Source organism: Streptomyces sp. NPDC048462 (assembly GCF_043200175.1).
In the GTDB taxonomy this organism is placed as follows: Bacteria; Actinomycetota; Actinomycetes; order Streptomycetales; family Streptomycetaceae; genus Streptomyces.
This window is the reverse complement of sequence record NZ_JBICXG010000006.1, coordinates 78,677-93,331: the sequence shown is the minus strand read 5'-3', so window position 1 is coordinate 93,331 and position 14,655 is coordinate 78,677. Positions and strand designations below refer to the sequence as shown.

Sequence of the window (14,655 nt, the reverse complement as noted above, 5' to 3'; positions counted from 1 at the left end):
AGTTGCAGTCAAGTGACAGTAACTCTCAAAAGGTTGTTAGTGTCAATCGAGGGCGTCGAATGTGTCCTGACATGCGTCATGGCCGTGACTCGGGAGTCGCGGCCATGAGAGGGAAGGGGGTGGGGGCGGTGAGGGGTCAGCTCTGGCTGTACGCCACCAGGGAGATGCCCACGTAGTGCACGACGAACGCCGCCAGGGTCAGTGAGTGGAAGACCTCGTGGAACCCGAACCAGCGCGGCGACGGGTTCGGCCGCTTGATGCCGTAGATGACGCCGCCGGCGCTGTACAGCAGTCCGCCGACGACGACCAGTACGAGCACCGCGATCCCGCCGGTGCGCATGAAGTCCGGCAGGAAGAAGACCGCGGCCCAGCCCATCGCGATGTAGCAGGGCGTGTAGAGCCAGCGCGGGGCGCCGACCCAGAACACCCGGAAGGCGATCCCCGCGACCGCCGCGCCCCAGACCGCCCAGAGCAGCGGGGTCCCGGTGGAGCGGGGCAGGAGCAGCAGGGTCAGCGGGGTGTAGGTGCCCGCGATGATCAGGAAGATGTTGGCGTGGTCCAGCCTGCGCAGCACCGCCTCGCCGCGCGGGCCCCAGGTGCCGCGGTGGTAGACGGCGCTCACGCCGAACAGCAGGCACGCGGTCAGGATGTAGATGCCGCAGGCGATCCGGCCGCGGGTGGTGTCCGTGAGGGCGATGAGCACGATGCCCGCGACGACGACCGCCGGGAACATGCCGGCGTGCAGCCAGCCGCGCATCCGTGGTTTCAGCTCGACGGCATCGGTTCCGGCTGGTTCCAGCCCGGCGGGTTCGGGCGCGGCGGCGGCGGCAGCAGTCATTCCCGCATCGTACCTACGCCACCGTAGGTTGCGGATATGAGTGGCGATGCTCACGTGGGCGGCCCTCTGGACATATGGGCGGAACGGTCGGATGATCAAATGAGTGCGGTCGGCACCGGATGAGCGCCAGGGGAAATTCGAAGGGGTAGAAGCATCCGGGTCGCGGCCCCCACGGGGCAACTACCAAACACCCACCCTCATCAAGGAGCGATCGTGGCGCGCGACATCGCGGCTCCCCTCACTGTTCCCACCAATCACCGGGAGCTCGTCTCCTGGGTCGACGAGATCGCAGCCCTCACCGAGCCGGACCGAGTGGTCTGGTGCGACGGTTCCGAGGCCGAGTACGAGCGCCTGTGCGGGGAGCTCGTGGCCAAGGGCACGTTCACCAAACTCGACGAGATCAAGCGCCCGAACTCGTACTACGCCGCCTCCGACCCGAGCGACGTCGCACGGGTCGAGACCCGTACGTTCATCTGCTCCGAGAAGGAGGAGGACGCCGGTCCGACGAACCACTGGAAGGCCCCCGCCGAGATGCGGGAGATCTTCGTGGGCGACCAGGGCGTCTTCCGGGGCTCCATGCGCGGCCGCACCATGTACGTCGTGCCCTTCTGCATGGGCCCCGTCGGCTCGCCGCTCTCCGCGATCGGCGTCGAGATCACCGACTCCGCGTACGTCGCCGTCTCCATGCGCACCATGACGCGCATGGGACAGCCGGTCCTGGACGAGCTGGGCACCGACGGGTTCTTCGTCAAGGCCGTCCACACGCTCGGCGCGCCCCTTGAGGAGGGCCAGGAGGACGTTCCGTGGCCCTGCAACTCCACCAAGTACATCTCGCACTTCCCCGAGGACCGCGAGATCTGGTCCTACGGCTCCGGCTACGGCGGCAACGCCCTGCTCGGCAAGAAGTGCTACGCGCTGCGCATCGCCTCCGTCATGGCGCGCGACGAGGGCTGGCTGGCCGAGCACATGCTGATCCTCAAGCTCACGCCGCCGCGCGGTGAGTCGAAGTACGTCGCCGCCGCGTTCCCGAGCGCCTGCGGCAAGACCAACCTCGCCATGCTGGAGCCCACGATCTCCGGCTGGACCGTCGAGACCATCGGCGACGACATCGCCTGGATGCGGTTCGGTGAGGACGGGCGGCTGCGCGCGATCAACCCCGAGGCCGGCTTCTTCGGCGTCGCACCCGGCACCGGCGAGCACACCAACGCCAACGCCATGAAGACCATGTGGGGCAACTCCGTCTTCACCAACGTCGCCCTCACCGACGACGGCGACGTCTGGTGGGAGGGCATGACCGAGGAACTGCCCAAGCACCTCACGGACTGGAAGGGCAACGACTGGACCCCCGAGTCCCCCGAGCCCGCCGCCCACCCCAACGCCCGCTTCACCGTCCCGGCCGGCCAGTGCCCGATCATCGCGCCCGAGTGGGAGGACCCGAAGGGCGTGCCGATCTCCGCCATCCTCTTCGGCGGCCGCCGCGCCTCGGCCGTACCGCTGGTCACCGAGTCGTTCAACTGGCAGCACGGGGTCTTCCTCGGAGCCAACGTCGCCTCCGAGAAGACCGCCGCCGCCGAGGGCAAGGTCGGCGAGCTGCGCCGCGACCCGTTCGCCATGCTGCCGTTCTGCGGCTACAACATGGGCGACTACATGCAGCACTGGATCAAGGTCGGCGCGGACAAGCCGGACCAGTCGAAGCTGCCGAAGATCTACTACGTGAACTGGTTCCGCAAGAACGAGGAGGGCAAGTTCGTCTGGCCCGGCTTCGGCGAGAACAGCCGCGTCCTGAAGTGGATCGTGGAGCGCCTGGAGGGCAAGGCCGAGGGCGTCGAGACCCCGATCGGCATCCTGCCGGCCAAGGGCTCCATCGACACCGAGGGCCTGGACCTCTCCGAGTCGGACCTGGACTTCCTGCTCAAGGTCGACAAGGAGGTCTGGCGCGAGGAGGCGGCGCTGGTCCCCGAGCACCTCAACACCTTCGGCGACCACACGCCGAAGGAGCTGTGGGACGAGTACCGCGCCCTGGTCCAGCGCCTGGGCTGAGCCCGCCCTTCGAACTCCGCGGCCCGGCTCCCGACATCCGCCCCGACCTGTGGAGTCAACGGCCTGCCGCGGTGGGGACGTGCACGAACACGGCCCCGGCCCCCGGAACCGGCATGCGGTTCCGGGGGCCGCCCCCGTGGAGGCGGTTGCCGCGCGTGGACCGGCAGGCCCTGTTCGTAGTCGGGCTGTGACCAGCCGGAGCTGTCGGCGGGATGGGCCCCGGCCTACGTTGGACCCGACCGTGCCGGGGGGTGCGGGGGTTGTGGGGGGCCATGACGTTGTCGGCGATACCGCCGTATCCGGATCAGCACACCCGCATGCCGCGGCGGCGGCGCACCGGCATGCCGCGCTGGGCGGTGACCCTGATCGTGGTGACGGTCTCGCTGCTGGTGCTGTCCCCGGTCGCTCTGGTGGCGGCCTTCTTCCACGCCTGGGGGGAGAACCACGAGGGCCTGCGCTTCCCGTCCTGGGATGTTCCTTCGACCGCCCTGGCCGCCCGGACGTCCGCCTCGGCCGCGCCCTGATCCGGACGCACTTCGGAGGGCGCCGCCATTCGGTCGCCGTTGCGGCGTGTCGGCGACGTGCGCAACTAGGACTCTGTGCGGCTTTTTTTAACGTAATGTAATGAAAAGATATGAACGTCTGCGGCGTGCCCCATCGCTCGCCGTCATGGCGTCCGCCGGAACGGCCCTGGGCCTGCTCCTGGCTGCGGCTCCGACCGCAGCTGCGCCGCCCTCGCCGCGGGCGGTGGGCGAATCGGTGCTGCTCGACGAGGACTTCACCGGCAGCTCCGTGCCCGACCCCGGCTTCGTCCCCCTGGACAACGCCTGTCTGACCGGCGCCTCGGCGGAGCCGCCCGCCGGCGAGTCCCAGGTCGGGCCGTGCGACGACCCCGCCACCCAGACGACCCCGCCGGTGCCCACCCCGGGTGAGACCCCCGGCTGGCTCCAGCTCACCGACCACGCCAACTACCGGGTCGGCGGGATGCTCTACAACCGGCCGCTCCCGGGCAACGGCGGCCTCGACGTCACCTTCGAGCAGTACCAGTACGGCACCAACGACTCGGGCGCCGACGGTATCGGCTTCTTCCTGGTCGACGGCTCGGTGGACCTCACCGACGCGGGCGCCGACGGCGGCTCGCTCGGCTACGCCCAGCGCAATCTGGATCCCGGCGTCAACGGCGGCTACCTCGGCGTCGGCCTGGACGCGTACGGCAACTTCGCCAACGACGAGGAGCTGCGCGGCAACGGCTGCCCCGAATCCCAGCGCTCACCGGTCACCAGCGGGCTCCCGGTGACGGACACCGTCACCCTGCGCGGACCCGGGCAGGGCGACGACGGCTACTGCTACCTCGACTCCACCATCGCGGCGGACGACACCCAGGAGTCGGGCTTCCGCTCCACGCTGCCCGGCAGCCTCCGCCACCAGGGCACCGATCCGCTGCCCGCCAAGCGCACCGTGCACATCATGGTCAGCCCGGACGCCCGGCCGACCGTGGACGTCGAGATCGACTTCAACGACGGCGCCGGCTTCCAGCCCGTCCTGTCGACGCAGATGACGGCCGACGCGCCGCCCACGTACAAGTTCGGTTTCTCCGGCTCCACCGGCGGCAGCATCGACACCCACCTGATCCGCGGGCTCAAGGCCAACTCCGTCGTCGGGCTGGACCAGTTGAACCTGGTCAAGACGGTGGCGCCGCCGGACAACGCGGCGACGGAGCCCTTCGAGGCCGGTGACACGGTGCACTACCAGTTCCTCGTCACCAACACCGGGACCACGCAGCTCGACGGGGTCCATGTGGTGGACCCGTCGGTGACCGACGTGACCTGCCCCCGCGACACCCTCGGGGTGATGGGTTCCAGCACCTCGTCCATGGTGTGCGAGGGAACCCATGTCCTGACCGAGGAAGACGTCGTCAACGGCGACACCTTCACCAACACCGCCACGGCGCAGGGAGACCACGACGGGGACGATGTCGTCTCCAACGAGTCCTCGGCCTCCGTGCCCGTGAAGCGCCAGGAGCAGGTGCTGGAGCTCTCCAAGAGCGCCACGCCGACGAGCGCCGAGCCCGGCGACACCGTCACCTACACGGTGACCGCCGCCAACACCGGCGAGACCACCCTGAGCCCCGCGCACCTCACCGACGACCTGTCCGGTGTGCTCGACGACGCGAAGATCACCGCCGGCCCCACCGCGAGCACCGGCACGGCGGAGGTCACGGGAAACACCCTCGACTGGTCCGGTGAGCTGGCCCCCGGCGCCACCGCGACGATCACCTACACGGTCACCGTCGACGACCCGGACAGCGGCGACGCGGTCCTGCGCAACGCCGTCACCTCCGACACCCCCGGCGCGCGCTGCGCGGCGCAGGACGCCCCCGACCTGCCCTGCGAGGTGGAGGTCCCGGTGACGGTCCCGAGCCCGAGCCCGAGCCCGACGCCGACCCCGCACCCGAGCTGGACGCACTCGCCCCACCCTCACCCGAGCTGGACGCACTCGCCCCGCCCGGCTCCCACCTGGACGCACTCGGACGGTCCGACCTGGAGTCCCGGCCCGCACCCGACGCACCACGGGAAGCCCGGTCACCCGGGTGACCTCGCCGACACCGGCAGCGCCACGACCGGCATCGGCATCGCCGCCGGACTGCTGGTCCTGGCCGGTCTCGCCATGGTCCGCTTCCGGACCCGCGGCAAGCACTGACAGGCAGTGACGGCAAGCAGGCACTGACAGACCGACGGCCCGGCCCGTTCCGCGTGAACTGCGGAACAGGCCGGGCCGTCGGTGTTGTGCGGTGGCACCCGGTCCACACGCCTCTACGGCACGTGGACCGGGGCCGTCTAGAGGGCGCCGACCAGGTGCGACGGGCCGGTGGCGACCGGGGCCGCCGCCGCGTGGGCGTCCATGCGCTCGGCCGAGAGGATCGCGGCGGCCGTGTCGGCGCGGGACGCCGCCACCACCAGCGCGCGGCCCGCGAGGGCGTGGGCGCGGCGGTGCAGGGCCGGTGCGGGGGCCTCGGTCAGGCCGGCGTGCCGGGCGGGCGGTGTGCCGCGCAGCCGTGCGACCTGTTCGGCGATGCGGTCGCCCGCCTCGCCGAGTCCCAGCTCATCGGTGACCGCGAGCAGTGCGGCCAGATGTCCGGCGAGCTGGATGTCCAGCTCCTCCTCGCGGCTGCGGTGCGGGAAGTCGGCGTGGTCGGCCGGTGTGTGGACCGATTTGGTGCGGATCGGTTCGTACATGGATGGCCTCCTGGTGTTGCTGTGGAACCATCCTAGCTTGGATTCAGTCTAAAGTTGTCCAGATTCGCGATCTGCCGGTGCGAACCCTCGCCACGGCCGCGTCCGCACTGGCTCCGCCTGCCGTCTACACCTGGCAGTACCCGTCCAGGAAGCGGGCGATCCGGCCGATCGCGTCCGTCAGGTCCTCGGTCGAGGGCAGCGTCACGACCCGGAAGTGATCGGTCTCCGGCCAGTTGAACCCCGTCCCCTGCACGACCATGATCTTCTCGGCCCGCAACAGGTCGAGGACCATCTGCCGGTCGTCCTTGATCTTGTAGACCTTGGGGTCGAGCCGAGGGAAGAGATACAGCGCACCCTTCGGCTTCACGCACGTCACGCCCGGGATCTGCGTCAGCAGGTCGTACGCCACGTCCCGCTGCTCCAGGATGCGGCCGCCCGGCAGTACCAGGTCGTTGATCGACTGCCGCCCGCCGAGCGCGGTCGCCACGGCGTGCTGCGAGGGCATGTTGGCGCAGAGCCGCATGTTGGCGAGGATCGTCAGCCCCTCGATGTACGAGGAGGCGTGCGCCTTCGGGCCGCAGACCGCCATCCAGCCGGAGCGGTAGCCGGCCACCCGGTAGTTCTTGGACAGCCCGTTGAAGGTGAGCACCATCAGGTCGGGCGCGATGGCGGCGGTCGGGGTGTGGGTCGCTCCGTCGTACAGGATCCGGTCGTAGATCTCGTCGGAGCAGACAACCAGGTTGTGGCGGCGGGCGATCTCCGTCAGCCCGCGCAGCATCTCGTCGTCGTACACCGCACCCGTCGGGTTGTTCGGGTTGATGATCACCATGGCCTTGGTGCGGTCGGTGATCTTCCGCTCGATGTCGGCGAGGTCGGGCATCCAGTCGGACTGCTCGTCGCAGCGGTAGTGCACGGCCGTGCCGCCGGCGAGGGAGACCGACGCCGTCCACAGCGGGTAGTCCGGGGCCGGTACGAGCACCTCGTCGCCGTCGTCGAGCAGCGCCTGCATCGACATCTGGATCAGCTCGGAGACGCCGTTGCCCAGGTAGACGTCCTCGACGTCGAGGTCGATCCCCTTGGTCTGGTAGTGCTGCATCACCGCCCGCCGCGCGGACAGCAGCCCCTTCGCGTCGCCGTAGCCGTGCGCCCCGGAGAGGTTGCGCAGGATGTCCTCGAGGATCTCCGGCGGGCACTCGAAGCCGAACGCGGCGGGGTTGCCGGTGTTCAGCTTGAGGATGCGATGGCCTGCCGCTTCCAGCCGCATCGCCTCCTCCAGCACGGGGCCCCGGATTTCGTAACAGACGTTGGCGAGCTTCGTGGACTGGATGACCTGCATGTCTGCGAGCTTACGACTGTGTTTCGCGGGGTGCCCGGCCTTTCCCCGCAGGTTGACCCAGCCGGGTCGTCCGGCCCGCCCCGCCCGGCTTCCATCCCATGCGCCCACCGCCCGCGAACCGTGGGAACCCGGGGCGCGGACGGGGGACGGGCTTGGAAAGGTGTGGGGCCGGGGTGCGAGCGGGCGGGGCGGGTGAGATGCGCCACGGAGGCGTCGGGCGGGCCTCGCTCCGGCACCCGACCGGTACTCGGCACCCGACCGTCACTCCAGCACCCGGCCGTCACTCCGGCAGTCGGGCCCCCTCCGGCAGCCTGATCGTGAAGGCGTCCGCGAGGACCCGCTCCACCTCGGCCCCGTCCGCCAGCTCCCGCTCCTCGCGGCCGCCCCCGTTCGCCGTCACCACGAGGGTGCGGCCGGTGAGCGCCAGATGGGCGTCCTCGGTGGTGCGCTGGACGTACAGCACCCGCGCGAACGGCGAACGCGGGTTGGTCGCGATGTGCCAGTTGATGACCTCGAAGTCGGGCGCCTCGAAGGGTTCCACCGTGAACGCGTACTGCGCCTGCCACGCCCCGCCGTCCGTCGCGGCCTGGAGCTCCCACAGCTCCAGCGGCCCGTCGTGCGGCGGGTGCGCGAGCCGGTGACGGCGCGGGCCGTCCTCCAGCTCGGTCCCGGTGGCCAGCGCGATCGGCTCAAGCAGCGAGCCGATCGCGCCGAAGCCGACATCGGCCAGGTACGGCGTCGGCTCACCCGGCACCCCGACGCGCATCAGCATGTGTGTCCGGGGCCGGACGTCCCCCGGGCGCGCGCCCAGCACGACCCGGGCGCAGAGCAGGGTGACCTCGAAGCCGAGCGCCCGCAGCGCGGCGGTGAGCAGGGTGTTGTGCTCGTAGCAGTAGCCGCCGCGATCACCCCGGACGAGCTTCGCCTCCAGATCGGCCGGGGCGAGCGAGGGCACGGTGCCGAGGACGGGGTCCACGTTCTCGAACGGGATGCCCAGCGCGTGCGCGCGGTGCACCGAGCGCAGCACGGCCGCCGTGGGGCGGCGCTCCCCGCTCCAGCCGATGCGGGCGAGGTAGGCGTCGAGGTCGAGAACGTGCTCGTGATCGGAAGTCATACCCAGACGGTACGCAGCCGGGACGGGCCCGTGCCCGCGTCCCGGCTACTCGCCCTTGTCCTCGGCCAGCGTGTGCGCGACCAGGGCGTTGGCATGGCCGTGCCCCATCGCGTGTTCGGACTTGAGCCACACCACGATCTCCATGTGCCTGGTGAGCGGCGAGGCGCGGATGAGGTCCTTCCACTCCGCGACCGGACGGCCGTACTTCTGCTCGATCGACGGGAAATAGCTCGCGGGGCCCTTCACTGCGTCAGTCATGGCGCAAGCCTCCCAGACGGGTCTGACAGCCGCCCGGATCCGCAGCCGCGAAACCGTGTCCGGGCGGTCGTCCACGCCTGCCGGCAGGGCCCGGTGACCTGATCCGCCCCTTGTGCGACTTCCGGCAATGCGCCACCATGCGCATGTCAAAACCGGAAGAACTCCGGTCGCAGAGGCCCCACACGCTCTGCGCAGGTCACTTGAGGGGACCCCCACATGAAAAAGCCTCTCGTCGGTGCGCTCTTCGCCGTGCTGCTCCTCGGAGCCGGCACCGCACCCGCGACCGCGGCCACGAGCCACGACGCGACAGCGCCCAGCACGGTCAGGGCGGCGGCGTCATCGAGCCACACGGCGGTCCGGGCGAAGGCCCGGACCAAGGCGGTCGGCTTCGCCGGCACCGTGGCGCTCAGCAACTGTTCGGGATCGGTGGTCCGTACGCCCGGCTCCCAGCCGGACGATCCCGCGCTCGTGCTCTCCAACGGGCACTGCATGGAGTCCGGCTTCCCCGGGCCCGGCGAGGTCGTGATCGACCAGCCGTCCACCCGCAGCTTCACCCTGCTGGACAACGCGGGCGGCGACCTCGGCACGGTGTGGGCGAGCAAGATCGCGTACGGGACGATGACGGACACCGACATATCGGTGTACCAACTCACCTCCACCTACGCCGAGATCGAGAGCGACTACGGGATCGAGGCGCTGGAGCTCAACACGGCGCACCCGGTGCAGGGCGCCGCGATCACCGTGGCGTCCGGGTACTGGAAGCGCACCTACAGCTGCGACGTCGACGGGTTCGTCTACCGGCTGAAGGAGGGTGAGTGGACCTGGAAGGACTCGGTCCGCTACACCTCCGCCTGCCAGACCATCGGCGGCACGTCCGGCTCGCCGGTGATCGACGACGCCACCGGCAAGGTCGTCGCCGTCAACAACACCGGTAACGAGGACGGGCAGGAGTGCACGGACAACAACCCGTGCGAGGTCGACGAGAACGGCCAGGTGACGGTCCGCGAGGGCATCAACTACGCCCAGGAGACCTACGGCATCGTGCCGTGCATCGGTGCCGGCAACAAGTTCGACCTGGACGCAGCGGGTTGTGAGCTGCCCAAGCCGTAACGGCCCGGACACGACGAACCGCCCGGCCTGGGACGGCCGGGCGGTCAGGTGGACCGGGTGGGGCGGGGCGGGCGGCAGCTGACACCCCGCCCCACCCGTATCTCAGATCTTGCGCCAGCGGGCGTTCGCGAAGGAGAAGAGGCCGAAGGCCGCCAGTCCGACGGCGATCAGGGCCAGCAGCCACGGCCCGGCGGGGGTCGAGGCGAAGGAGCGCAGGGTGTCGTCCATGCCCTTGGCCTCGCTGGAACGGGCCTTCAGCGCGGCGGACACGGCGAATCCACCGGCGACCGCGAAGACGATCCCTCGCGAGAGGCCACCGAAGACTCCGACCACGTCGACCCCGCGCCGCTGCACCCGCGACATGGCTTCCATCCGCAGACGCTTGTGGAACTTGCGCATCACGGCTCGGCCCGCGATCCACAGGCCCGCGCCGACCACGACGACACCGGCCACGCCCACGATCCAGCGGCCGCCCGGCAGGTCCAGTACCTTCGCCGTCACGTCCTGGGACTTCGAGTCGCTGGAACCGCTGCCACTGCTCTTGCTGCCCGCGGCGAAGGACAGGACCGAGTAGGCGACGAAACCGTAGAACACGGCCCGGCCCGCCGACGTGAGCCGCTTGGTGGCCTTGTCCCCGTCCTCCCCGGGGGCCCCGAACAGCGCCTCGGACAGCCGCCACAGGGCCATGCCCACCACGGCTGTCCCGAGCACCCACAGCAGGACCGAGCCGAAGGGCTTCTGGGCTATCTCAGAGAGGGCGCCGCCGCGGTCGGCCTGCTTCTTGCTGCCGCCGCCGTTGAAGGCGATCCGCAGCGCGAGGAAACCGACCAGGAAATAGATCACTCCGCGAGCGATGAACCCCGCGCGTCCGCCCACCTCGACCGCTTTGCTGTCGCCGGCCTGGCGGGCCTTCCCTTTGCCTCTTTGTGCTGCCGCAGATGTATTCATGTCCTCCGGTTGCCCGGCAAAGCGACCGGGAAACGATTCCGCCCCGGTCGGGAAGGAGCTCAGGCGCCGAGGTGTGGACCGTCGGGACCCGGGCACCCGGGTCTCCGGAGGTTGATAAACATGGTTCCCCTGCTCGTGGTTCTTCTGATCGTCCTGCTGCTCTTCGGTGCCGGGTTCGCGCTCAATCTGCTCTGGTGGATCGCAGGCATCGTGCTTGTGCTGTGGCTGCTCGGCTTCCTCCTGCGTTCGGGGTCCGGCACCAGTCGCGGCCGCTGGTACCGGTGGTGAAGCCGGTACCGATGGCGTGGCGGGGGAGTCAGGGCGGGTCCGCCCGCCCGGCTCCCCGCCGGACCGCCGCCTCGACGCCGTCCAGGAGTACGCCGAGGCCCGCGTCGAACATCTCCCGCGCCTCCCGCTCCGGATACGGCACCGTGTCGTCGGTGGCCGGCTGCGGCGGCGCCGAGTCCCGCTCCATCCGGCTCAGTTCCGGATAACGGTCCGCGAAGTCCGGGACCAGCTCGATGAGCGCCGCCGAGCGGGCGTACCACCACTCCTCGTCCGGCCGCCCCGTCGCCGACGCCGCCTCGCGCGCGTCGGCGACGGTCTGCGCGGCGCCCCGCACGAAGTGGAACAGCGTCCCGACCAGGCGCCGGAGCACCCCGGCGTCGAGCCCCGTGCCGCGCAGCAGGCGCACCAGCGCGTCCAGTGCGGCGTACTCGTGCGGGCCCAGCACCGGACGGGCCTGGGAGACCTGGAGCACCCAGGGGTGGCGCAGGTAGAACGCGAGCGTGTCCCGCGCCCACCCCGTCAGGTCCGTCCGCCACTCGCCGCCCGGGGCGCGGCCGGCGGGTAGTTCGGCGTGCGCCGCGTCGTACATCAGGTCCAGCAGCTCGCTCTTGCCGGGGACGTAGGTGTAGAGCGCCATCGCCGTGCGCCCGAGCCGTTCGCCGACCGCCCGCATGGAGAGCGCGGCCATGCCGTCCTCGTCGGCCACGGCGATGGCGGCGGTCACGATCGCGTCGACCGTCAGCCCCGGCCTCGGGCCGGGACCGGCGGTGCGGCCCGGCTCCGGCGGTGCGGCCGAGCGCCACAGCAGTGACATCGACCGGCGGGCGTCGCCCTGCCCGGCATAGACCACCACTTGCGACTCCTTACGCCATAAAGTAACTTCGGCCCGGCAAATCCTTACGACGTAAAGTATCAAACGTGGGTGTCGAGCGTGAGGTTTCCGGTCCGATGAGAGGTGTGGTGTGGCCGTGGTGGTGCAGGCGTTGGCTGTTTCGTACGTGCGAGTAGCGCGGGTCGAGCGGATCAGCCCGCGGATGCTGCGGATCAGCTTCTCCGGGGACGCGCTGGCGGCACTCATGGAGGACCGGCCCGACCAGCAGATGAAGCTCTGCTTCCCCCGGCCGGGACAGCGCGTGCCCAGGCTGCCGGAGCCGGAGGCCGAGGACACCTACGGCATGCGCTGGTACGAGGCGTACCTCGCGATCCCCGAGGCGGAGCGGCCGCTCATGCGGAGCTTCACCGTCCGCTCGTACGACCCCGGTTCCGGCCTGATGGCCGTCGACTTCGTGCTCCATGGCGACGACGGGCCCGCTACCCGCTGGGCCCGCGCCGCCGAGCCGGGGGACGTGGTCGGCATGGTCGGCCCGTCCTCGGCGTACGCCCGGCCGCTGCCCGAGGCCGGGCACCTGCTGCTGGCCGGTGACGAGTCGGCGCTCCCGGCGATCGGGACGATCCTCGAAGCCCTGCCGGCCGGGGCGCGGGCGACGGTCTGCGCCGAGGTGGCCGACGCCGCCGAGGAGCAGCGGTTCGACAGCGCGGCCGAGGTGACGGTGCGCTGGGTGCACCGGGACGGGGGCGAGTCGCTGCTGGACGCGGTCCGGTCGGCCGCGCTGCCCGGCGAGGGCGTGGCCGGCTGGCTCGCGGGGGAGGCCGGCACGGTCCGGGCGCTGCGCCGCCATCTCGTCGAGGAGCGCGGACTGCCCAGGTCCGCCGTCGAGTTCAGCGGCTACTGGCGCCGCGCGCTCACCCAGGACGACGCCCCCACCGAGGAGGACCTGGCTTGGGCGCGGGAGCGGGCGGCGGGCGCCTGATCCAAACGAAAGGTCCTAGGTGCGGGGTGTGGAGCGCACCGAACGGCCGGCCAGGGTCTGGGTCCGCCTGCCGTCCTCGATGACGAAACGGCCGTCGATCAGTACGTGCGGGATGCCGAACGGCAGGGTGCGCGGCTTGTCGAAGGTGGAGCCGGCCGCCACCGTCGAGGGGTCGAACAGCACCAGGTCCGCGCGGTAGCCCTCGCGGACCAGGCCCCGGTCGGCCAGCCGCAGCCGGGCGGCCGGGCGGGAGGTGAGGTGGGCGACGCACTCCTCCAGGGAGAGGATGCCCAGCTCCCGGGTGTACCGGCCGAGGTACTGCGGGAAGGTGCCGTAGGCGCGCGGATGCGGCTTGTCGCCCTGGAGGATGCCGTCGCTGCCGCCGGTGTGGACGCGGTGGCGCATGATCTGCCGGACGTTGTCCTCGTGGCCCACGTGCTGGAGGATCGTGGAGCCGAGCCGGTCGTCGACGAGCAGCCGCCGTGCGGTCACCCAGGGCTCCTCGCCGCGCAGCCGGGCGGACTCGGCCACCGTACGGCCGACGTAGGCCTCGTGGCCGGGCACGCTGACGCCGGAGATCTCGATGCGGTCCCACTCGATCGGCACGCCGTGGCAGCCGTCGGCCCCGACGACCTCCATGTCGTGGCGGATCCGGGCGGCCGTCGCGTCGTCGGCCAGCCGGGCCATGATCGACTCCGGGCCGCCCTCGCTCGCCCAGCTCGGCAGCATGGCGACCAGCGTCGTGCAGCCCGGGGTGTACGGATAGGTGTCGAGGGAGATGTCGGCGCCCGCGTCCAGGGCCCGGTCCAGGAGGGTGAGCAGCTCCGGCGCCTTCCCCTCGTTCACGCCGAAGTTCATGGTGGCGTGGGCGAGGTGCAGGGCGCAGCCCGCGGTGCGGGTGAGCGTCACCATCTCCTCGTACGCCCGCAGCGCGCCCGCCCCGTAGGAGCGGTGGTGCGGGCAGTAGTAGCCGCCGTGCTCGGCCACCACGCGGCAGAGTTCGGTGAGTTCGGCGTCGTCCGCGTACATGCCCGGGGTGTAGGTGAGTCCGGAGGACATGCCGACCGCGCCCTCGGCCATGGACCGGGCGACGAGCTGCTTCATCCGGGTCAGCTCGGCGTCGGTGGCGGGCCGGTCGTCCCAGCCGACCGCGTACATCCGGACGGTGCCCTGCGGGATCAGGTAGGCGGCGTTGACGGCGATGCCCCGGCCGCCGAAGTTGCGGTCGAGCCGGTCCAGGTACTCGCCGACCGTGCGCCAGTCGAAGTCGATGTCGCTGCCGTCGCCGTTCCAGCCGGTGATCGAGCGGCGGACCTCGGCGAGGGTGCGGTCGTCGACGGGGGCGTACGACAGCCCGTCCTGGCCGAGGACTTCGAGGGTGACGCCCTGTGCGGCCTTGGCGCTGTGGTCGGGGTCGCGGAGCAGCGCGAGGTCGCTGTGGGCGTGCATGTCGATGAAGCCGGGGGCGAGGGCGAGCCCGTCGGCGTCCAGGGTGCGGGCGGCGGAGGGGCGGGGGCCCGGGGAGTCCTCGCGGTGGATCTCCGCGACGCGGCCGTCGCGTACGGCGACATCGGCGCGGTAGGAGGGGGTGCCGCTGCCGTCGATGACGCGGGTGTCGCGGATGACCAGGTCCATGGGAGTGCCTTTCAGGGGAGTACGGGGGCCCGGCCCCCGGC

Annotated in this window: 14 protein-coding genes; 6 read left to right on the top strand and 8 right to left on the bottom strand. The window is 71.0% G+C overall.

Features of this window, described 5'->3' with window-relative positions:
* Positions 1-136 precede the first annotated feature (136 nt).
* Complete coding sequence (locus ACGFU6_RS13265; RefSeq protein ID WP_393610460.1) at positions 137-838, bottom strand: hemolysin III family protein; 702 nt, start codon at positions 836-838, stop codon at positions 137-139.
* 213 nt (positions 839-1,051) lie between these two features.
* Here ACGFU6_RS13265 and ACGFU6_RS13260 point away from each other — a divergent pair, with 213 nt between their 5' ends.
* The 3 genes from ACGFU6_RS13260 to ACGFU6_RS13250 all read left to right on the top strand — a co-directional run bounded on the left by ACGFU6_RS13260 (position 1,052) and on the right by ACGFU6_RS13250 (position 5,578).
* Positions 1,052-2,878 (top strand): phosphoenolpyruvate carboxykinase (GTP), encoded by a 1,827-nt coding sequence (locus ACGFU6_RS13260; RefSeq protein ID WP_393610459.1) that lies wholly within the window; start codon positions 1,052-1,054, stop codon positions 2,876-2,878.
* A gap of 317 nt (positions 2,879-3,195) precedes the next feature.
* Complete coding sequence (locus ACGFU6_RS13255; protein WP_393610457.1) at positions 3,196-3,402, top strand: hypothetical protein; 207 nt, start codon at positions 3,196-3,198, stop codon at positions 3,400-3,402.
* 145 nt (positions 3,403-3,547) lie between these two features.
* The gene (locus ACGFU6_RS13250; RefSeq protein WP_393610456.1) at positions 3,548-5,578 is read left to right on the top strand and encodes a hypothetical protein; all 2,031 of its coding nucleotides are present in this window, start codon (positions 3,548-3,550) and stop codon (positions 5,576-5,578) included.
* Between the two features lie 137 nt (positions 5,579-5,715).
* Here the strand turns inward: ACGFU6_RS13250 and ACGFU6_RS13245 are convergent, their stop codons facing one another.
* From ACGFU6_RS13245 to ACGFU6_RS13230, 4 genes are all read right to left on the bottom strand, one after another.
* Positions 5,716-6,114 (bottom strand): hypothetical protein, encoded by a 399-nt coding sequence (locus tag ACGFU6_RS13245; protein WP_123523912.1) that lies wholly within the window; start codon positions 6,112-6,114, stop codon positions 5,716-5,718.
* A 124-nt stretch (positions 6,115-6,238) separates the two neighbouring features.
* Positions 6,239-7,450, bottom strand: coding sequence for a pyridoxal phosphate-dependent aminotransferase (locus ACGFU6_RS13240; RefSeq protein WP_393610455.1), 1,212 nt, complete (start codon positions 7,448-7,450; stop codon positions 6,239-6,241).
* Between the two features lie 280 nt (positions 7,451-7,730).
* On the bottom strand, positions 7,731-8,564 hold the full coding sequence (locus ACGFU6_RS13235; RefSeq protein WP_393610453.1) for an arylamine N-acetyltransferase: 834 nt from the start codon (positions 8,562-8,564) through the stop codon (positions 7,731-7,733).
* Between the two features lie 45 nt (positions 8,565-8,609).
* Entirely contained in the window at positions 8,610-8,822 is a 213-nt protein-coding gene (locus tag ACGFU6_RS13230) for a DUF4287 domain-containing protein (protein ID WP_393610451.1), read from the bottom strand.
* A gap of 216 nt (positions 8,823-9,038) precedes the next feature.
* Between ACGFU6_RS13230 and ACGFU6_RS13225 the strand changes: the two genes are divergently transcribed.
* Positions 9,039-9,932, top strand: coding sequence for a serine protease (locus tag ACGFU6_RS13225; RefSeq protein ID WP_393610450.1), 894 nt, complete (start codon positions 9,039-9,041; stop codon positions 9,930-9,932).
* 102 nt (positions 9,933-10,034) lie between these two features.
* Here ACGFU6_RS13225 and ACGFU6_RS13220 read toward each other — a convergent pair whose 3' ends face one another.
* Entirely contained in the window at positions 10,035-10,880 is an 846-nt protein-coding gene (locus ACGFU6_RS13220; RefSeq protein ID WP_393610448.1) for a DUF1206 domain-containing protein, read from the bottom strand.
* Between the two features lie 120 nt (positions 10,881-11,000).
* On the opposite strand from ACGFU6_RS13220, the gene ACGFU6_RS13215 reads away from it, so the two are divergent.
* Positions 11,001-11,168, top strand: a complete 168-nt coding sequence (locus ACGFU6_RS13215) for a hydrophobic protein (protein WP_393610447.1) — start codon at positions 11,001-11,003, stop codon at positions 11,166-11,168.
* A 28-nt stretch (positions 11,169-11,196) separates the two neighbouring features.
* On the opposite strand, the gene ACGFU6_RS13210 is transcribed toward ACGFU6_RS13215, so the two are convergent.
* Positions 11,197-12,021, bottom strand: a complete 825-nt coding sequence (locus tag ACGFU6_RS13210) for a TetR/AcrR family transcriptional regulator C-terminal domain-containing protein (protein ID WP_393610445.1) — start codon at positions 12,019-12,021, stop codon at positions 11,197-11,199.
* A 118-nt stretch (positions 12,022-12,139) separates the two neighbouring features.
* On the opposite strand from ACGFU6_RS13210, the gene ACGFU6_RS13205 reads away from it, so the two are divergent.
* Positions 12,140-12,979 carry a siderophore-interacting protein gene (locus ACGFU6_RS13205; protein WP_393610798.1) on the top strand — a complete coding sequence of 280 codons (840 nt, stop codon included), beginning with the start codon at positions 12,140-12,142 and terminating at the stop codon, positions 12,977-12,979.
* 15 nt (positions 12,980-12,994) lie between these two features.
* On the opposite strand, the gene ACGFU6_RS13200 is transcribed toward ACGFU6_RS13205, so the two are convergent.
* Positions 12,995-14,614, bottom strand: a complete 1,620-nt coding sequence (locus tag ACGFU6_RS13200; protein ID WP_393610443.1) for an amidohydrolase family protein — start codon at positions 14,612-14,614, stop codon at positions 12,995-12,997.
* Positions 14,615-14,655 lie beyond the last annotated feature (41 nt).